The sequence below is a fragment of the Labrenzia sp. R5_0 genome (assembly GCF_017743835.1).
In the GTDB taxonomy this organism is placed as follows: domain Bacteria; phylum Pseudomonadota; class Alphaproteobacteria; order Rhizobiales; family Stappiaceae; genus Roseibium; species Roseibium algicola.
In genome coordinates this window covers 938,935-957,792 of the sequence record NZ_JAGHRK010000003.1, presented here as the reverse complement: position 1 = coordinate 957,792, position 18,858 = coordinate 938,935, and the positions used below count along the sequence as shown (strand labels likewise).

Here is an 18,858-nt window from a genome sequence, read left to right as displayed (position 1 = left end):
ACGTTTGCCGGACAGACAAACAACACAGGAATTGCCGGAACATCTTTATTCATCGCCGAAGTGCTGCTATGTCCCTTGCCATGCAACACAAGGCTCTCATAGTCGTCGCCAGACCGACGATCGCGATTACGCGAATTACTTGCCCGGCCTTCGGCTGACGCGGCAATGCGGCGCCAGGGACCGGGACTTCCTGATTTCATGTTGCTGCCCGAAACGGGCCGGCAATCATCCTGACATATGACGCGGGCCCAGGGCCCGAACGACCGGATCGACGTGACGATGACCGAGACAGATAAACGCGACTATTCCGAAACGCTGAACCTGCCGCAGACCGAATTCCCGATGCGCGCCGGCCTTCCCAAGAAAGAGCCGGAAATCCTCGCTCGCTGGGAGCAGATGAACGTCTACAAAAAGCTGCGCGAACAGGGCAAGGGCCGCAACAAGTTCGTGCTGCATGACGGACCTCCCTATGCCAACGGCAACATCCATATCGGCCATGCGCTGAACAAGACGCTGAAAGACATCGTCACGCGCTCCATGCAGATGACGGGCTTCGAGAGCAACTACGTTCCGGGTTGGGACTGCCACGGCCTGCCGATCGAATGGAAGATCGAGGAACAGTACCGCGCCAAGGGCAAGAACAAGGACGAGGTGCCGATCAACGAATTTCGCCGCGAGTGCCGCGAATTCGCCGAGCACTGGATCGACGTCCAGCGCAAGGAATTCAAGCGCCTCGGCATCGAGGGCGACTGGGACAACCCTTACCTGACGATGCGCTTCGAGAGCGAAGCCGTGATTGCCCGGGAACTGATGAAGTTCGCAACCTCCGGCCAGCTTTACCGCGGTTCCAAGCCGGTGATGTGGTCGGTGGTCGAAAAGACCGCGCTTGCCGAAGCAGAGATCGAGTATCAGGACTACCAGTCCGACATGATCTGGGTGAAGTTCCCGGTCGAAAGTGCCGGCGGACGCGATGAAGCGGCTGTCGAGGAACTGCTGGACGCTTCGGTTGTGATCTGGACGACCACGCCCTGGACCATCCCGGGCAACCGCGCCATCAGCTATTCCTCGCGCATCGACTACAGCCTCTACGAGGTTACGCAGGACGGACTGCCGGACGACAACTGGGTCCAGAAGGGCGACAAGCTGATCCTGGCGGATGCCCTTGCCGACGAAGTGTTCAAGAACGCCCGTATCACCGATTTTGCGCGTGTCCGGTCCGTCAGCAACGACGAGCTGGAAACACTGACCTGTGCTCATCCGCTGGCAGGGCTCGATCTCGGCGGTTACGAATTCGACGTGCCGCTGCTGGACGGTGACCATGTCACCGACGATGCCGGTACCGGCTTCGTGCACACGGCACCCGGCCACGGCACGGACGACTTTGAAATCTGGATGACCAAACGGGCCGATCTGGAAGCACGCGGCATCAACACCGCGATCCCCTTCACTGTGGCCGATGACGGCTTCTATACCAAGGATGCCCCTGGCTTCGAAGGTTGCGAAGTCATCACGCACAAGGGCGAGAAGGGCAAGGCCAACAAGGCCGTGATCGAAAAGCTGAAGGAAAGCGGCAACCTGATCGGCCTCGGCCGGTTGAAACATTCCTATCCGCATTCCTGGCGTTCCAAGAAGCCGGTGATCTTCCGCAACACGCCGCAGTGGTTCGTCTACATGGACAAGCAGCTGTCCGGCGAAGGCGACACGCTGCGCACGCGGGCACTGAACGCCATTGACGAGACACGCTTCGTGCCGGGGGCCGGCCAGAACCGTCTGCGCTCCATGATCGAGAACCGGCCGGACTGGGTTCTGTCGCGCCAGCGCGCCTGGGGTGTGCCGATCACCGTGTTCATCCACAAGGAAACTTCTGAAGTCCTGAAGGACGAAAACGTCAACAAGCGCATCTTCGATGCCTTCGTGGCGGAGGGGGCCGACGCCTGGTTTGCGGACGGCGCCAAGGAACGTTTCCTGGGCAACGACTACAAGGCAGACGAGTGGGACATGGTCCGTGACATCCTGGATGTCTGGTTCGACAGTGGGTCCACACATGCCTTCGTTCTGGAACAGCGCGAAGATCTCGCCCCCAAGCGCAAGACCGACGGCGGCAAGGACTATGTCCTTTACCTTGAAGGCTCCGACCAGCATCGCGGCTGGTTCCATTCCTCGCTGCTGGAAAGCTGCGGTACACGCGGTCATGCACCTTACGACGCCGTTCTGACACATGGCTTCACCATGGCAGAAGACGGCCGCAAGATGTCAAAGTCTCTCGGCAACCAGGTGTTCCCGCAGGACGTCATCAAGCAGTATGGCGCCGACATCCTGCGCCTGTGGGTGGCCTCCACCGACTATTGGGAAGACCAGCGCCTCGGGCCGGAGATCATCAAGACCAGCGTCGACAGCTACCGCAAGCTGCGCAACACGCTGCGCTGGATGCTGGGCTCGCTTGGCCATGCCACCGGTGAAGAAGTCGCGCTGGCCGACATGCCTGAGCTGGAGCGGCTGATGCTGCACAGGCTGGTCGAACTCGACAAGATGATCCGTGAAGCCTACTGGGAGTTCGACTACAAGAAGGTCTTCCACCAGCTGTTCACTTTCATGACGGTGGAACTGTCGGCCTTCTATTTCGACATCCGCAAGGACGCGCTTTATTGCGATGCGGCTTCGTCCGTGCGCCGCAAGGCGTCGCTTTTCGTGATCGACAAGCTGTTCGATTGCCTGGTGACCTGGCTCGCACCAATGATGCCGTTCACCATGGACGAAACCTGGACCTCCCGTTACGGCGAGGATGCCTGCGTTCACCTGGAGCAGTTCCCGACCGTACCGGCCGAATGGCGTGACGATGCACTGGCCGCCAAGTGGGCGAAGATCAAGACGGTTCGCCGCGTGATCACCGGCGCGCTGGAAATCGAGCGCCGTGAAAAGCGGATCGGCTCCTCGCTGGAAGCTCACCCGGTCGTGCATGTCACCGATGCGGAACTGATGGACGCGCTCAAGGGCAAGGACATGGCGGACATCGCCATCACCAGCCAGTTGACGCTCAGCAGCGAACCGGCACCGGAAGGCGCGTTCACGCTCGGCGACACCAAGGGTGTGGCTGTCGTGCCCGGCCTTGCCGAGGGTACCAAATGCGCCCGCTCCTGGAAGATCCTGCCGGAAGTAGGCTCCGATCCGGATTATCCGGATGTGACCTTGCGCGATGCTGCTGCCCTGCGTGAATGGGACGCTGCCCATGCCGCAGCCTGAGCGGCAGGGTTCCCGGTCACGATGACGCAACAGGATACATCTTCCAACAATACGAAACGGCCCCTTCTCTGGGGCCGTTTCAGCACATTTGTGCTTCTGATCGCGCTTGTCGGCGTTGTCATCGACCAGGGCAGCAAGCTCTGGCTGGTTTACGGCTTTGATCTTGCACGCAACGGGCCGGTCGACCTTTTGCCGGTTCTCGAGATCGTTCTGGTCTGGAACCGGGGTATTTCCTATGGCCTGTTCCAGCAGAACAGCGACCTGGGCCGCTGGCTTCTGGCCGGCGTGACGATTGCAGTCACGATTGGCCTTTGGGTCTGGTCGGCGCGTTGCCAGTCACGCCTGGTGGCCCTCGCCCTGGCGCTGGTCATTGGCGGGGCGATCGGAAACGGGATCGACAGACTGACCTATGGCGCCGTCGTCGACTTCGTCCATTTCCACGTCGGCACGTTCTCCTGGTACGTGTTCAACCTGGCAGATGTGTGGATCGTTGCGGGCGTCGTCGGTCTCCTGTATGACAGTTTCCGAGATGGTCCTAATTCAGCCGCAAAATAATGGTTTAGGCTGGACAACGACTGATCGCGGGCGGAGTGCTGCCGGCTGTTTTTTATGAGAAATCGAGGGGTCTGCGCAGTGCGGACGTTAGTTGGGTTTGTAAAGAATTCTGCAGTGCTGGTGCTTCTGGCCGGTTTGGCCGCATGCCAGGCAGCGGATGGCACGAGCCAGGCACCGGATGTCGCCCTTGTCGACACCGTGATGAAAGGCCTTGGCGCCGTCGATCCGAACGAAAAGCAGATCGAGTACAAACCTCGTGGACCGCTGGCCATGCCCGCAGAGCCGACGAACCTTCCCGAACCGGAAACGAATGTTGCCGGTGTGAACGATCAGAACTGGCCGAAGCAGCGTGAAAACGAACAGCTGACCGAGCTGAAGCAGCTTTATGCCAGCTCCGGCAAGACCGGCAGCATGAACAGCGAAGCGCTGACCCCGGAACAGATGCGCGGCTTCAAGATTACCGGTGTCACCGGTCAGAATCGCGATCTCGACGCGGAGCGCCGCTTCAACGAGATTACCGAAGGCGGCAAGCTGACACGTGAAGAGCAGCGGGCCGAATGGGAGCGCCTGCAGCAGCTGCGGTCCCAGCAGGCAGGTATCGAGCAGAATGGCCTGTCCGCACGCCGCTACCTGACCGATCCGCCCACCGGCTACAGCACGCCTTCTCCGGATGCACCGATGCCGGAAGTGGTGAAGAAAAAGCGCAAGCCGACGAATTACGACGAGTACGACTCCAAGCCGCTCGATCCGCGCTGCCTGGAAGGCGACCAGAACTTCTGTAACTGATCTCTTCAGTGACCGGACTTCAGGGTCCGAAAGGCAGATGACAAAATTGTAACGGGACCTCCGGACCGCACCTCCTATATGGAGGATAGGTCCGGAGGTCTTTTTTGTTGGCCACCATGAAATTGCCCGGCTTTGCGCTTTTCCCGCACCTGGTTGAAGCGCATGCTGTTCGAACGACAAAGAACGGGAGTTGCACGTGAACCCATCGTCCTCGAAGCACGACAAGACATCCCCCGTGCGGCGGTTGAAGCGTTCCATCGGCCTTGTGCTGATGCCTGCGCTCCTGCTGGGCGGCGGCATGGCCCTTGTGCCGGGAAGTGCCTTTTCCGCGCCGGCAACGGCAGGAAACCTCGTGATTGCGCCGAACCTTGAAAGCTTCACGCTTGATAACGGTTTGCAGGTAGTGGTCATCCCGGACCGCCGGGCGCCGGTTGTCACCCACATGATCTGGTACAAGGTCGGTTCCGCCGATGAACCGGAAGGTCAGTCTGGTGTTGCGCATTTTCTCGAACATTTGATGTTCAAGGGCACTCACGACCATCCCAACGGAGAATTCTCCAAGATGGTTGCCGATCGTGGTGGCCAGGAGAACGCCTTCACCAGCACCGACTACACTGCCTATTTCCAGAAAGTCGCCAAGCAGCATCTGCCGCTCATGATGAAGCTGGAAGCCGACCGGATGGAGAACCTGGTTCTGAGCGACGAAGTCGTGACGCCGGAACGGGACGTGGTTCTGGAAGAGCGGCGCATGCGGGTCGACAGTGAACCCGGTTCCCGGCTGCAGGAGGCGCTGAATTCCATCACCTTCGTCAATCACCCCTACGGCTCACCCGTCATCGGCTGGCAGAGCGAAATCGAAGCGCTCAACAAGGAAGCTGCGATCGCCTTCTACGACCGGTTCTACACGCCCAACAACGCGGTGGTGGTAATTGCCGGTGATGTGGACGTTGATGCGGTTCGCAAGCTTGCGCAGGAAACCTACGGCAAGGTTGCCCGGCGCGCAGAGCCTGGAGAACGCCTCCGGCCGGCCGAACCGCCGCTTGCGGGTGAAAGACGCATTGCCGTTTCCGATCCGCGGGTGCGCCAGGAGTCCCTGTCGCAAATATGGATCGTGCCGAGCCAGACCACCGGGGAAGGCCGCACGCCCGAGGCGCTGGACATACTGTCGTACATTCTGGGCGAAGGGCCCTCCAGCCGCCTGCACAAGGCACTGGTTCTCGACCAGGAAGCGGCCCTCAGCGCCGGCGCCTATTATCAGGGCAGCGCCCTTGATAACGGCCGCTTCGGTCTCTACGCCGTGCCGCGCCCCGGCTACACGCTGGAAGACATGGAGCGGCTGATAGCAACCGAACTTCAGAAACTGCTCGAGACCGGCGTTACGGAAGAAGAAGTCGAACGCGCCCGAAACAGCATGGTCGCCAGCGCGATCTACGCCCAGGACAGCCAATCCGGCCTGGCACGCCTTTTCGGCGGTGCCCTGACAACTGGGCAAACGATCGAAAACGTCCAGACCTGGCCTTCGCAGGTGCAGGCTGTCACCCCTGAAGATGTCCTGGATGCGGCCCGCACCTATCTCGCCGGCCTCCCCGTGGTCGGAGAGTTGCGCATGGAACCGCCCGTCGTGCCGGATGCCGCCCAATCCGATGCGCCCCAGACGAAGGACAAGTCCTGATCATGGCACACACCCTCTTCTCCCTGCGCGGTCCGGTCTCCGCACTCGCTTTGTCGCTTGTCGCCCTGCTTGGCCTGATGAGGCTGGCGCAGGCCGTCGAGATCCAGGAAGTCACCAGCCCCAAAGGCATCACTGCCTGGCTGGTAGAAGACCATACCGTGCCTATCATTGCGCTCGATTTTTCCTTCGACGGCGGCTCCGCGCAGGACCCTGTCGGAAAGGAAGGCCTGACGCGCCTGCTTGCCGCGACTCTGGACGAAGGCGCGGGTGAAATGGATTCCGAGACCTTCCAGGCCAAGCTGGAAGAACTTGCCATCAGCATCAACTTCAGCACCGGCAAGGACCGGTTCTACGGCAGCTTGCGGACCCTGACGCCGACCCTTGACGAGGCCAGTGACCTTCTGGCCCTCGCCGTGAACGAGCCGCGCTTCGACGAAGCCCCGGTGGAGCGGATGAAGGCCCAGCTGTCGCAAAGGGCGAGACGCAACGAAAGCGATCCGGATGCGATTGCCGGAAGAGCCCTTGCCGAAGCCATGTTCGGTGATCACCCCTACGCCCGGCCAACGCTTGGCACTGCCGAAACACTGGCCGGCCTGAACGCGGATGACCTTGCAAACCAGAAGGGCAAGCTTCTCGCCCGCAAGGGGCTGATCATCGGTGTCGTCGGTGCGATCGATGCTGAAACCCTCGCCGGAATTCTCGACAAGGTCTTTGCACCTCTGCAGGAGGAAGGTCAGCTGGTGCAGATTGCCGATTTCGAACCGGAATTCGGAACCGGAGTAAACCAGCAGCTGGCGGTACCGCAAACCACGATCCTGCTCGGCCTTCCCGGGCTGACACGTGACGATCCCGACTATCAGGCCGCGTTTGTGATGAACCACATTCTGGGTGGCGGCACCTTCACCTCCTGGATGTATGAAGAAGTGCGGGAAAAGCGCGGACTTTCCTATGGCGCCGGCACATCTCTTTCTCCTTACGCACACACGGGTCTTCTGATCGCCAATGCCGCGACCAAGGCGGACCGGGCGGACGAGACTGTGAAGATCATGTTGGAACAGATCAGTCGCATGGCCGAAACCGGACCGAGCGAAGACGAATTACAGTCTGCCAAACAGTATCTGACCGGCTCTTACCCTCTGCGCTTCGACAGTTCCGGCAAGATTGCCCGGCAGTTGGTCGCTCTGCAGAATGCGGAACTCGGGATCGATTATTTCGACCGCCGCAACAGCGAGATCGAGGCTATTTCACTGGACGACGTCAAACGGGTGGCCAAACGCCTGCTGGCCGACAAGGCTCCGACAGTGGTGACCGTCGGCCCGAAACAGGGGTAGCCCCAAACCACCAACGACACTGCCTCAATGACAAACGCCCCGGCTCAAACCGGGGCGTTTTTGATTTTGCCTGCCAGACTGAAGTGCGATCATCACTGCTCGAGCCTGGGAACAGCCTTCAAGGAAGTAAACGTGCATTCGAGACAGGCATTGCGATCCGCTTGTCCGGAGTGACACAGGGCGCTCCAGGTCGGCACTCGAATAAGGCCGAGCGGAAAAAAACCGTAAGCCGCCTGCTTTTGCCATATGGCGGCAGACCACTGTCATGGCTGCTTCGTCGGTTTGCAGCGGCTGAAATGTCGAAGCAGGTTATCGTTTCGGGAACGCGGAAGCGCCTTGCGCGGATTAACCGGCTGCAGACCGCCTCGGGCCAGGTGCAGGTGCGCCCTGCAGCACTTCCGCACGCACCGGGCGCGGCGGCGAGAACAGGTTGCCCTGAGCAAGCCTGACGTCGTAGTCGAGCAACTCCAGCACCTGGGATTCCGTTTCCACATGATCAGTGATCAGCTGCATGCCATAGCGATGAAGCAGGTCGCCGAAATCGGACGGATGGATGTGGCCGTGTTTGGCTTCGCGGCGCCCGATGAGATAGTCGGCGTGCAGCTTGCCGTATTTGAAACCCCGGCCCGCCAGAGAGTTGAAGTCCATCTTCATGTCCGCGATCTGGTCGACGGAGAAGCGGAACCCGGCTTCGAACAGCGAACTCAGGCTTTCCAGCTCCATCCCGCCCATCTGGGCGACATCGTCCTGGGAGAATTCGAACACAAGTACATCGGCCAGATCCTGGTTCGCCTTCACGAATTCCAGGAAGCCGGGGAAGAAAGTTTCGTCAACCAGCGACTGCGACGAGATATTGCAGAACAGGATGGCATTGCGATTGCGCGAGGTCAGGCGGCGCACGACCTGGATGGAGCGGAACAGCAGCAGATTGTCGATCCGGGCTATCTGGCCCGAGAGAACCGCTTCCGGAATAAAAGCCGATGCTTCGATCAGGTTGCCACCGTTATCACGCAGTCGAGTGAAGGCTTCATAGTATTTCACCTGGCGCTGCGGCAGTGTCACGATCGGCTGCAGGTGGAGCTCCACCCTGTTGGCATTGAGTGCCGACGTGATCAGTTCACGCATGGCCATGTTCGGCTTCGGCTTTTCGGCCGGCATCGCGGTACGTGCGGCAAGGCGCTGGTCGGGTTCATTCGGCAGTTCGAATGCGTAATCCTGCTGCTGGTGGTTCGGCTGTTCCTTGACCGGAACATGACCCAGCTTATCCTCGAGACGCGGCGCGTGCACACCATAGCGTCGATCGAAATCGTTCATGTCCCGGCGCGGTGCAGCCGCTGGCGCATAGGGCTCCTGCATGCCGTTGTCCGCTTCATGAGAAAAGGACGCCGGGGCGTGCTGCTGGCGCTGCGGGGCCTGCGCAGGCTGCTGAACCGGAGGCCAGTTCTGCGGCGCCTGATAGGTGGACCGGCGTTCTTCCTGGTAGGTCTCCTGCGGCTGCTGATAACGTGGCAAGCTTGGCATCTGCGGCGGCGGTGCGATGGCCTGCTGGTCCTCGACCCTCGCTTCAAGGTCGGACATGGCCTCGGCCATCTGCTTGACCAAGGTGCCCAGAACTTCAACTTCAGCAAACAGAGGGTCGATTTCGGCGCGGGTACGGCGCGGCATGGTGTGTTCCATGCCCGTGAGCCTGCCTTCGAGATTGCCGACATCCTCGTCCAGATCCGCCATGCGCTCTTCAAGACGGTCGACCGCCTCACTCACCGCGCCGCGGTCGCGTGCACGACCGATCAGCAGGTGGATCAGGATCATGGTGCACATGAGCGCAAGCGACAGGGAAACAGCTTCGCCGAACGGCCGTCCGAACTGGAAGACCAGAACTGTCGCAGACGACAGCGCGATCACGGCCATGCAAATTGCTACGAATATGGTCCCTGTCCGCCCCATGGTATTCGAAAGTTCCAACGCGAATCAAAAGTTACTGGTTAATCATGCCTTAAGAACCATGCGTGGCCGAATCTACAACCGCCTTGCGGTATGGAATCCGTGACTTGTCCCCGACTATGGTTGATGCGTCACGGTATTTCGGCGTTTTTCGCTCCTCACGCAGCGTTCACAGTGTCTCAAACAGCTCACAACCACAAGTCTCCCACTCACCCGCTGGACGCACCGGGCAATGACGTCCCCATGACTTTTTGACCGTTGCATTCGGTAGTACTTCGTCTAAATTTACGTAAGGGAAGCTACTTCACGGCGGATCAGTCAACAGGTCTAGCAGGGGGCTGATATGCATGCAGCCGAACAAACGACATATCGGGCACCGCGCGACAATGCGCCGGATGCGAAGATAGACCAGCCTGCCAAGGACCGCCCCGCACCCGAGGCCTCAACTTCTCTCAAGTCAGGTGAAGCGGCGGCCCCGAACACAGTGCAGGAGCAGCTTCCCTGCGACGAGCAGATCAAGGCCGCGCTCATCAACACCCTGAAAAGCTCCGAATTCCAGTCCGCGCCCCAACTGCGCGCCTTCCTGGGGTTTGTCGTGCATGCCACGTTGAACAGACAACAGGAAAAGATCAAAGGCTATACGATCGCGGTCGAAGCGCTCGGGCGGCCGGAAGACTTCAATCCGGTGACGGACCCTATCGTACGTGTCGAGGCCGCCCGGCTGCGGCGCAGGCTAGAGAAGTACTATGCCGGGTCCGGTGCAAACGACCCGGTGCGCATCACCATTCCCAAAGGCAGCTACGCGCCGGAGTTTCAACCGGCGCACGCCGGGTCGTTGCCGGATTGTGCAGCAGACCTTGCCGCCAAAGACGTGCCAGACGGGGAATTGGCCGGTAAACACTTCGCGCCGGAAACGATGGCTCATCCGCACCTCGAAACAGGTGGGGTGTCGGGAACCGTGGACGAGCATGATGCCTTCCGGCCGCCGGCGCGCGCCGTGCGCACCGGAACCAATGCACCGGGTAAAACCGGCCTTCCGGAAGTCTTGCGAAAGCTGCAACGCGCATTGGCACATCCCGTTGACCTTTGGCTGGTGTTCGCCCTCTGCCTTGCCAGTTTCCTGGCAGGATACCTTTCGGCCGGCCTTTGATTTCTCAGGTCTGACCGGTCTTCGACATATCCACCACACACCGCCTGAGCTGGAATATTTTGCTCACTTCGGCCCTTTTCTGTGCCGAAAGCGAAGATCGCCTGCAATTTGCGTCATCTGACAACGCTTTGTTTACCCTGTTCGGAGAATTATCAAATTGACGAATCTTTCGATATTCGAATGACCCGTATCCAGCGATGGGAGTTACCCAGCAATGGGGAGTAATGAGGGCAAAGAGCTGCCTGTTATAGTACGCGTACTTGACGCAACGGCCTCCGAGGCTGCCCGCACCTCTGCGGTCTGCGCCAAGCTGTCTCATGCCTGTACGGACCCCATCCTGTACACGGAATCCTCGTCCTGCCTGCAGGACCTTGCAGACAAGACCACCGACATTCTGATCATTGATCTGGAAACCATCGGTGGCGACGAAGCCCTGGAAGCCTATGCGGTCCGCTGTCCCAAGGCAGTCATCATCGCGGTATCGGCCAAGGGGTCTGTCTCGCGGGCCGTCAGTGCAATGCGCGCCGGAGCCCATGATTTCCTGACCAAGCCCTTCTCGCTCGATGCGCTTGCGTCCAAGATTTCCTTCCAGCTGAAACAAAGAAGGCCCGTTCAACCGGTTGCTCCCGCAGCACCGCAGAGTGTCCAGCCTGTCGTTTCAATGCCGGAGCTATCCGCACCTCCGCTTCGCGCGGCACACATCAGAACCGAAAGCTCCGGAACGAACCGCCTGGTGGGCACCTCCGCCCAGATGCGCGACATCCACGACCAGATCGGTCGCATGGCGCCGTCGCAGGCTCCGGTCTTCATTACCGGAGAGTCCGGAACGGGCAAGGAACTGTGCGCTGCTGCGGTTCACGAATTATCCGAGCGCCGGTCCAACCGTTTCGTCACCTTGAACTGCGCGGCCATTCCGCGAGACCTCATTGAAAGCGAGATCTTCGGATACGTGCGCGGCGCCTTTACCGGAGCTGCAGACAACCGTGCGGGCGCGGCCGAACAGGCCGATGGCGGCACGCTGTTCCTGGACGAGATCGGCGAGATGGACCTTCTCCTGCAGAGCAAGCTGTTGCGCTTCCTGCAGACAGGGACGTTCCAGCGCCTCGGCGACACACATACCCGCAAGGTGGACGCGCGCATCATCTGCGCCACAAACCGGAACCCGGTTCAGGAAATATCCGCCGGCCGCTTCCGCGAAGACCTTTACTACCGGCTGCACGTGCTGCCGATCCACATGCCGCCTCTCAGAGAGCGCCGTGACGATATCCTGCCGCTCGCCGAAACCTTCCTTGAACGCTATTCGGCGGAAGAACGGCGCGGTTTCAGAGGATTTGATGCGGACGCGGAAGCGCGGATCATTTCCTATCCCTGGCCGGGCAACGTCCGCCAGCTTGAGAACACCATCCGGCAGATCGTTGTCATGAATGACGGTGCCGCGGTCACCTACGACATGCTGCCGCTGATCATTCGTGACCAGAGCAGCCGGCCGGGCACCTTGATCGACCTGTCCCGCGAGCGATCGCGCGTGGCGCCGCCAAGCCGGCCGTTCGGAACCATCGAGCCGCTTTGGGCCCAGGAGCGGCGTATCATCGAAGACGCTCTTGATGCCTTTGACGGCAACATCGCCATGGCGGCAGCAGCCCTTGAGATCAGCCCTTCCACTATCTACCGAAAGCGCCAGTCCTGGACAGCCCGCAGCATGTAAATGCCCGGACAGGCGACACGTTAACCGCAATCGGGTTTTCTACTTTCGCGGATAACGAGTAGAGCACAGCTAAATCCGGCGTTTACCGCGCCGCACACATTGCCTTGTTTAATCGGACAAGTCGGTTTATATCGGCAAAATCGCTGAAAACGACAAGATTTAAAGGCGTGCGGGGATATAGATGATGCTGGTGGGAAAATGTGCTTTTCGGCAGACGGTGTCTGCTGTTCTGATTGCAACCGGACTGTCTGCTGGACAGCTGTCCGCGCAGGCCCAATCCCCCGCCAGCCCTCCTGAAGCTTTCCAGAACGCACTTGCCGCCTATGACCAGGCATGGACGGCCGCCGGTCTTTCGTTCACGGCCGCAACCTTCGCTTCCAGCCCGAGCACCGGATATGGCGAGTATACGCCGCGCGCTGATGCAACGTTTGCCGATGGTGAAGCGCTGTCTGTCTACGCGGAACCGGTCGGTTACGGCTTTCAGGAAACCGAAGGCGGTTATGCCTATGAGCTGACCGCGGACTACAAATTGCTGACCAAATCCGGCCAGGTTCTGGCCGAACAGGAGAACTTCGCGACCTTTTCCGGCAGCGGCCGGTCCAAGCAGCGTGAACTTTCCGCGGCCCTCACGTTTCAGTTCAGCGGCCTGCCGGTCGGCGACTACCAGCTGGAAACGAGCTTCACCGACGAAATCGGTGGCAAAACGAGCGCCTTTACACTGCCTTTCAGCGTTTCCGGCGCGAATTGAGCCGGGCTCGCTGACACCGTAACAGCGACGCCATAATTCCGCCTCCCCGGTCTGTTGACTACCCCATAGGCGCAACGCGACCGATTGCGATTAAATTCTCGTCACAAAGCATTGACAAGCTGAGCACAGCTACATAAATCCATGGCGCTGTTAGCACTCGCTGTTAAGGAGTGCTAATTGGTGACGGGAGGCAATTTCCTTCCGTGCAACGCAACCCAATGTTCATGTCTCGCGCGCTGCCTATTGCGTGGGGCGCGCTCATGAGAGGAAACAGTGTTATGGCATTTCGTCCACTGCACGACCGTGTCGTCGTTCGCCGCGTAGATTCTGAAGCAAAGACTGCTGGCGGCATCATCATTCCGGACACCGCTAAGGAAAAGCCGCAGGAAGGCGAAATCATCGCCATCGGCACCGGCGCCCGCAAGGACAACGGCGAGATCGTTCCGCTCGACGTCAAGGCTGGTGACCGCGTTCTGTTCGGCAAGTGGTCCGGCACCGAAGTCAAGATCGACGGTGAAGACCTCCTGATCATGAAGGAATCCGACATCATGGGCGTGATCGCGTAACCAGCCGCGAACCGCTTCTGATTTCAACCTGTTCCAAAAAAGTGAGACGATCACATGTCTGCTAAAGAAGTAAAATTCTCCTCCGACGCACGTGAGCGCATGCTGCGTGGTGTCGACACCCTCGCAAACGCCGTCAAGGTGACCCTCGGCCCGAAAGGCCGTAACGTCGTTCTCGACAAGGCTTTCGGCGCACCGCGCATCACCAAGGACGGTGTGTCTGTTGCCAAGGAAATCGAACTGGAAGACAAGTTCGAAAACATGGGCGCCCAGATGGTGCGCGAAGTGGCTTCCAAGACCAACGACATCGCTGGCGACGGCACCACCACCGCGACCGTTCTGGCTCAGGCCATCGTCAAGGAAGGTGCCAAGGCTGTTGCAGCCGGCATGAACCCGATGGACCTGAAGCGCGGCGTTGATCTTGCTGCTGCTGAAGCCGTCAAGGCTCTGACCGCTGCTTCCAAGACCATCACCACCTCTGGTGAAGTTGCACAGGTCGGCACGATCTCCGCTAACGGCGACGAGCAGGTCGGCAAGGACATTGCCGAAGCCATGCAGAAAGTCGGCAACGAAGGCGTGATCACCGTCGAGGAAGCAAAGTCCCTCGAAACCGAACTCGAAGTCGTTGAAGGCATGCAGTTCGACCGCGGCTACCTGTCTCCTTACTTCGTCACCAATGCTGACAAGATGATGGCTGACCTGGAAAAGCCGTACATCCTGCTGCACGAGAAGAAGCTTTCCAACCTGCAGGCCATGCTGCCGATCCTGGAAGCTGTTGTTCAGTCTTCCCGTCCGCTGCTGATCATTGCTGAAGACGTTGAAGGCGAAGCACTTGCTACCCTCGTCGTCAACAAGCTGCGTGGCGGCCTGAAGATTGCTGCTGTCAAGGCTCCGGGCTTCGGCGACCGCCGCAAGGCCATGCTGGAAGACATCGCGATCCTGACCGGCGGCACCGTTATCTCCGAAGATCTCGGCATCAAGCTGGAAAACGTGACCCTCGACATGCTCGGCACCGCCGAGAAGGTGTCCATCACCAAGGAAAACACCACCATCGTTGACGGTGCTGGCTCCAAGGACGACATCAACGGCCGCGTTTCCCAGATCAAGGCTCAGATCGAAGAAACCACTTCCGATTACGACCGTGAGAAGCTCCAGGAGCGTCTTGCAAAGCTCGCAGGCGGCGTTGCCGTTATCCGCGTTGGCGGTGCGACCGAAATCGAAGTGAAAGAGAAAAAAGACCGCGTCGACGACGCTCTGAACGCAACCCGCGCTGCCGTTGAAGAAGGCATCGTCCCGGGTGGCGGTACCGCTCTGCTGCGCGCCAAGAAGGCAGTCGAAGGCCTGGCCTCCGACAACGCCGACATCGCAGCTGGTATCAAGATCGTCCTGCGCGCTCTGGAAGCTCCGATCCGTCAGATCGCTGAAAACGCTGGTGTCGAAGGCTCCATCGTTGTTGGCAAGATCCAGGAAAACGACGACCCGTCCTTCGGCTTCAACGCTCAGACCGAACAGTTCGTCAACATGATCGAAGCTGGCATCATCGACCCGACCAAGGTTGTCCGTACTGCTCTGCAGGACGCAGCTTCCGTCGCTGGTCTGCTGATCACCACCGAAGCCATGGTTGCTGAACTGCCGAAGAAAGACGCTCCGGCAATGCCGGGCGGCGACATGGGCGGCATGGGCGGCATGGGCTTCTAAGAAGCCCAAAGCTCACAAGCTTTGCAGAAAGGGCGGTCTTCGGACCGCCCTTTTTCTTGGCCGCCCATCATCTCATGCTTGTGCCGCCTCGCGGCACGGGGGGCGGCACGTGCTTCCAAGAAGCCCAAAGCTCACAAGCTTTACAGAAAGGGCGGTCTTCGGACTGCCCTTTTTCTTGGCCACCCATCATCTCGCGCTTGTGCCACCTTGCGGCACGGGAGGCGGCGGTGGTTTTCAGAAAATTGAACAGCAGCTCAACCAAGCAGCGCACTTGCCCTTCTTGCTACCTCTGTGTTTTCATATCGGTCCAAGATAGCCCTCCTCTTCGCGCATCCTTCAAATGTCCAGCCTAGCCAATGTCTTTCGAGAACTGCACGAGACCGGGTGCTTTATCGTGCCCAACCCGTGGGATGTCGTATCCGCCAAGCTGTTGGCGCACTGCGGCTTCAAGGCTCTGGCCACCACGTCGTCGGGATATGCCTTCACGACAGGCCGGCGCGATAGTTCCCGGCAAATTTCCAGGCAGGAAGCGATCGACCACGCATCGGCATTGTCCCGTGCAACTGGCCTTCCCGTCACGCTGGACGGCGAAGACTGTTTTGCAGACACACCGGAAGGTGTCGCGGAGACGGTCGCACGTGCCGCGAAAGCCGGGCTTGCCGGCATCTCGATAGAAGATCGCGACACGTCCAATCCCGGTCGTATAAGACCATATTCCGAAGCTCTCGAGCGCGTTGACGCCGCTGTCTTGGAGGCCCGGAAATCCGGGATCGTCCTGACGGCTCGCGCCGATGGTCTCAGCAAGAGAGCCTATGACCTCGATGAGGTTCTTCGCCGTCTGTCCGCTTTTGCCGAAGCAGGGGCAGACGTCGTCTACGCCCCGGGCCTACCTGATCTTGAAGCCATACGGACGGTCTGCGCATCGGTACCTGTTCCGGTCAACCATGTCATCGGGCAAGGCGCAACGGGCCTGTCCTTCGACCAGCTCGCAGACGCTGGCGTGCGGCGGATCAGTCTTGGCGGATCATTTACCCGCGCGGCTCTCAATGCGATCAATATACTGGGTCAAACCATCGCCGCGGGAGATTTTACCAACCTTGATGCTGCTCCCGCCTGGTCAAGGCTTTGTTAGATGCCAAAGCCCAACACCCTCTTCGCCCGGCGACAGATCAGGGCCGCAAGATTGACAACATACCAACTGGTCGGTATCTTTTGATTGCCTGATGGCCGATCGGCAAGACCACTGGCTATGGCCACAGGAAAATCAGCCACGGCTGCACCTGAAATCGGCCTGAACACACCGCTGTTTCCAACTTCCGGTCAATAGAGGAACCACTATGCCACTGTCCCCGGGACTTCGTTTTCTGTCCGCCCTTTGCGGTGTCGCAGCGGTGCTGTTGCCATCACTTGCTGCAAATGCTGGTGACGCCGCGACGGCTCTACCGGCAGGCAGTTACAAGATCGACAAATTCCATTCGACGCTCGTCTTCCGGGCAAATCACCTCGGCTTTTCGTACTACAGCGCGTCCTTTGCTGACTTTGACGCCGCACTGGAACTCGATCCCGCTGATCCGGCCAACGCCAGCCTGAGCGTCGACATAAACGTCGCATCCCTGCATCTGACGGCAACGCCACCCGATGGCTTTCGCGACATGCTGCTTGGCCCGGACTGGCTGAATGCAAGAGATCACCCGAAGATCACCTATCGCTCGACCAGCATTGAACTGACCGGCGCTGAAACTGCCGTCGTGACAGGCGACCTATCATTCAGGGGAGAAACGCGGCCAGTTGAGCTCGACGTGCGTTTCAACGGCGGTTATCCGGGCCTGGCGGTTTACGACCCACAGGCTCGGATCGGATTTTCCGCAACAGGTACGCTGAGAAGGTCCGATTTCGGCATGTCCTACGGACTTCCGCCAGAAGGCTCCAACCTCGGGGTGGGGGATGATGTTGAGTTCGTGATCGAAACGGAGTTCAGCGGCCCACCACTGAAAGAGGCTGAAGCGCAGTAATCCGGTCAGCATCCGTTCCTCATGCGTGACCGTCTTACACGGTTTTCGGAACCTTAGCCGCCTCTGACGGTTTTCTTCCTAGAATTGAACCATGGAGAGACCGATGGCACAGAGTATGCGACAGACTGCGTCAGACCAGTATGAGAATGCCGATCAACTCAACAGGACGATCGCCCAGGATGCCCAGACGGATCAGGAACTGGAATCCCAGGTTCCCCCGGTTTCCAGATATGGCACCATCTGGCGGGTCGCAGCGGTGATCATCCTGCTGCTGGCATTGCTGACTTCGGTCGTCTTCCTGGCCTGATCGACACCGTTTCACGTTTAGTCGCGCGAGGGAATGTTGACCGCCTTCTGGCTTGCCGGACGGCTCATGCAGGTGTCGACCCAGCGAACCACATTGGTGTGGGACGCGAAGTCGGTCACCTCGCCGGCCTCGTAGAAGCCGTTGAGATTTCGCGCCCAGGGCCAGCAGGCCATGTCTGCGATGGAATAGTCGCTCCCCATGATGAAATCGCGCCCATCCAGCTGCCGATCCAGAACGCCAAGCAGGCGTTTCGTCTCGTCCCGGTATCGCTCGAAAGGCCGACGGTCTTCATAGTCCCGGCCCGCGAACTTGTGGAAGAAGCCCAACTGACCCGCCATCGGGCCAAAGCCACCCATCTGCCACATCAGCCACTGCAGCGTTTCGGCGCGCCTTGCCGGCTCCTGCGGCAGGAACTTGCCCGACTTTTCCGCCAGATAAATCAGGATCGCGCCGGATTCCCACAAAGGCAACGGCTCGCCGCCTGGACCGTGCGGATCGATGATTGCCGGGATCTTGTTGTTCGGATTGAGCTTCAGGAATTCCGGGCTCAACTGGTCATTGCTGCCGAAATCGACCACATGCGGCTCATATGGCAGGCCCGTTTCTTCCAGCATTGCCGAAACCTTGATGCCGTTGGGCGTCGGCAGCGAATAGAGCTGAATACGGTCGGCGTGTTTGGCAGGCCATTTGCGGGAGATCTCGAAGTCAGACAGATCGGTCATGGAGCCCTCGTTAGGGATTGCAGGTCCCGACCCCTGTCAGGATTACGCATAGATATAGCGCAGCTTCGCCGGGCGCAAACTCACAGTCCGCCGACAATGAGAGTTGGTGTTTCGCCGCCGCCGCAATATACCTGCCTCGACAGACATCGGGCGGGTGCCGAAAGAAGCCACATTGCCCCAGGACGACGCAGGAGACACCCATGGCGGACGACAAAGAAGCCCGAATCGAGAAGCTCGAGATCGATCTCGCTCATGCGCTCAACACCATTGATGAACTGAATACGGTCGTCTTCGATCAGGGACGCCAGCTGGACAGGCTCAACCGGCTCGTCACCAACATGACGGACCAGGTCACGGAACTGATGGAGAACGTTCTGCCCGGCCACCAGATCGAAAAGCCGCCGCATTACTGATCTTCGACGAAGGGC

At 59.6% G+C, this 18,858-nt stretch carries 16 protein-coding genes; 14 read left to right on the top strand and 2 right to left on the bottom strand.

Annotated elements, in window-relative coordinates; all coding sequences use genetic code 11:
• Nucleotides 1-279: 279 nt before the first annotated feature.
• From ileS to J7447_RS19770, 5 genes are all read left to right on the top strand, one after another.
• Nucleotides 280-3,240, top strand: a complete 2,961-nt coding sequence (gene ileS / locus J7447_RS19790; RefSeq protein WP_055659384.1) for an isoleucine--tRNA ligase — start codon at nt 280-282, stop codon at nt 3,238-3,240.
• A gap of 21 nt (nt 3,241-3,261) precedes the next feature.
• Nucleotides 3,262-3,795: a signal peptidase II gene (gene lspA / locus J7447_RS19785; RefSeq protein ID WP_023002062.1), complete on the top strand. Its 534-nt coding sequence runs from the start codon at nt 3,262-3,264 to the stop codon at nt 3,793-3,795.
• Nucleotides 3,796-3,873: 78 nt separating this feature from the next.
• Nucleotides 3,874-4,581, top strand: coding sequence for a hypothetical protein (locus J7447_RS19780; RefSeq protein ID WP_161633267.1), 708 nt, complete (start codon nt 3,874-3,876; stop codon nt 4,579-4,581).
• A gap of 196 nt (nt 4,582-4,777) precedes the next feature.
• A complete protein-coding gene (locus tag J7447_RS19775) occupies nt 4,778-6,253 on the top strand; it encodes a pitrilysin family protein (RefSeq protein ID WP_353653804.1) in 1,476 nt (491 codons plus the stop codon).
• A gap of 2 nt (nt 6,254-6,255) precedes the next feature.
• Nucleotides 6,256-7,584: a pitrilysin family protein gene (locus J7447_RS19770; RefSeq protein WP_055657773.1), complete on the top strand. Its 1,329-nt coding sequence runs from the start codon at nt 6,256-6,258 to the stop codon at nt 7,582-7,584.
• Nucleotides 7,585-7,929: 345 nt separating this feature from the next.
• Here the strand turns inward: J7447_RS19770 and J7447_RS19765 are convergent, their stop codons facing one another.
• Nucleotides 7,930-9,492 carry an EAL domain-containing protein gene (locus J7447_RS19765; protein ID WP_209170637.1) on the bottom strand — a complete coding sequence of 521 codons (1,563 nt, stop codon included), beginning with the start codon at nt 9,490-9,492 and terminating at the stop codon, nt 7,930-7,932.
• 376 nt (nt 9,493-9,868) lie between these two features.
• On the opposite strand from J7447_RS19765, the gene J7447_RS19760 reads away from it, so the two are divergent.
• The 8 genes from J7447_RS19760 to J7447_RS19725 all read left to right on the top strand — a co-directional run bounded on the left by J7447_RS19760 (nt 9,869) and on the right by J7447_RS19725 (nt 17,708).
• Nucleotides 9,869-10,675: a hypothetical protein gene (locus J7447_RS19760; RefSeq protein ID WP_209170636.1), complete on the top strand. Its 807-nt coding sequence runs from the start codon at nt 9,869-9,871 to the stop codon at nt 10,673-10,675.
• 214 nt (nt 10,676-10,889) lie between these two features.
• A complete protein-coding gene (locus J7447_RS19755) occupies nt 10,890-12,380 on the top strand; it encodes a sigma-54 dependent transcriptional regulator (RefSeq protein ID WP_055657767.1) in 1,491 nt (496 codons plus the stop codon).
• A 181-nt stretch (nt 12,381-12,561) separates the two neighbouring features.
• The gene (locus J7447_RS19750; RefSeq protein WP_209170635.1) at nt 12,562-13,128 is read left to right on the top strand and encodes a hypothetical protein; all 567 of its coding nucleotides are present in this window, start codon (nt 12,562-12,564) and stop codon (nt 13,126-13,128) included.
• A gap of 278 nt (nt 13,129-13,406) precedes the next feature.
• Nucleotides 13,407-13,694: a co-chaperone GroES gene (gene groES / locus J7447_RS19745; RefSeq protein WP_006935644.1), complete on the top strand. Its 288-nt coding sequence runs from the start codon at nt 13,407-13,409 to the stop codon at nt 13,692-13,694.
• Between the two features lie 54 nt (nt 13,695-13,748).
• Nucleotides 13,749-15,389: a chaperonin GroEL gene (gene groL / locus J7447_RS19740; protein ID WP_031269757.1), complete on the top strand. Its 1,641-nt coding sequence runs from the start codon at nt 13,749-13,751 to the stop codon at nt 15,387-15,389.
• 340 nt (nt 15,390-15,729) lie between these two features.
• Nucleotides 15,730-16,521 carry an isocitrate lyase/phosphoenolpyruvate mutase family protein gene (locus J7447_RS19735; RefSeq protein WP_209170634.1) on the top strand — a complete coding sequence of 264 codons (792 nt, stop codon included), beginning with the start codon at nt 15,730-15,732 and terminating at the stop codon, nt 16,519-16,521.
• A 205-nt stretch (nt 16,522-16,726) separates the two neighbouring features.
• Nucleotides 16,727-17,401 (top strand): YceI family protein, encoded by a 675-nt coding sequence (locus J7447_RS19730; RefSeq protein WP_209170633.1) that lies wholly within the window; start codon nt 16,727-16,729, stop codon nt 17,399-17,401.
• A gap of 103 nt (nt 17,402-17,504) precedes the next feature.
• Complete coding sequence (locus tag J7447_RS19725) at nt 17,505-17,708, top strand: hypothetical protein (RefSeq protein ID WP_023002073.1); 204 nt, start codon at nt 17,505-17,507, stop codon at nt 17,706-17,708.
• Nucleotides 17,709-17,725: 17 nt separating this feature from the next.
• Here the strand turns inward: J7447_RS19725 and J7447_RS19720 are convergent, their stop codons facing one another.
• Nucleotides 17,726-18,430: a glutathione S-transferase N-terminal domain-containing protein gene (locus J7447_RS19720; protein WP_209170632.1), complete on the bottom strand. Its 705-nt coding sequence runs from the start codon at nt 18,428-18,430 to the stop codon at nt 17,726-17,728.
• 200 nt (nt 18,431-18,630) lie between these two features.
• Between J7447_RS19720 and J7447_RS19715 the strand changes: the two genes are divergently transcribed.
• Nucleotides 18,631-18,843: a SlyX family protein gene (locus tag J7447_RS19715; RefSeq protein ID WP_023002075.1), complete on the top strand. Its 213-nt coding sequence runs from the start codon at nt 18,631-18,633 to the stop codon at nt 18,841-18,843.
• The last annotated feature ends 15 nt before the right edge of the window (nt 18,844-18,858 follow it).

Excerpts from the sequence above, each read along its gene's own strand:
- ileS (WP_055659384.1), top strand. The coding sequence starts at position 280 with ATGACCGAGACAGATAAACGCGACTATTCCGAAACGCTGAACCTGCCG.
- lspA (WP_023002062.1), top strand. The coding sequence starts at position 3,262 with ATGACGCAACAGGATACATCTTCCAACAATACGAAACGGCCCCTTCTC.
- J7447_RS19770 (WP_055657773.1), top strand. The coding sequence starts at position 6,256 with ATGGCACACACCCTCTTCTCCCTGCGCGGTCCGGTCTCCGCACTCGCT.
- J7447_RS19765 (WP_209170637.1), bottom strand. The coding sequence starts at position 9,492 with ATGGCCGTGATCGCGCTGTCGTCTGCGACAGTTCTGGTCTTCCAGTTC.
- J7447_RS19760 (WP_209170636.1), top strand. The coding sequence starts at position 9,869 with ATGCATGCAGCCGAACAAACGACATATCGGGCACCGCGCGACAATGCG.
- J7447_RS19755 (WP_055657767.1), top strand. The coding sequence starts at position 10,890 with ATGGGGAGTAATGAGGGCAAAGAGCTGCCTGTTATAGTACGCGTACTT.
- J7447_RS19750 (WP_209170635.1), top strand. The coding sequence starts at position 12,562 with ATGATGCTGGTGGGAAAATGTGCTTTTCGGCAGACGGTGTCTGCTGTT.
- groES (WP_006935644.1), top strand. The coding sequence starts at position 13,407 with ATGGCATTTCGTCCACTGCACGACCGTGTCGTCGTTCGCCGCGTAGAT.
- groL (WP_031269757.1), top strand. The coding sequence starts at position 13,749 with ATGTCTGCTAAAGAAGTAAAATTCTCCTCCGACGCACGTGAGCGCATG.
- J7447_RS19735 (WP_209170634.1), top strand. The coding sequence starts at position 15,730 with ATGTCCAGCCTAGCCAATGTCTTTCGAGAACTGCACGAGACCGGGTGC.
- J7447_RS19730 (WP_209170633.1), top strand. The coding sequence starts at position 16,727 with ATGCCACTGTCCCCGGGACTTCGTTTTCTGTCCGCCCTTTGCGGTGTC.
- J7447_RS19725 (WP_023002073.1), top strand. The coding sequence starts at position 17,505 with ATGGCACAGAGTATGCGACAGACTGCGTCAGACCAGTATGAGAATGCC.
- J7447_RS19720 (WP_209170632.1), bottom strand. The coding sequence starts at position 18,430 with ATGACCGATCTGTCTGACTTCGAGATCTCCCGCAAATGGCCTGCCAAA.
- J7447_RS19715 (WP_023002075.1), top strand. The coding sequence starts at position 18,631 with ATGGCGGACGACAAAGAAGCCCGAATCGAGAAGCTCGAGATCGATCTC.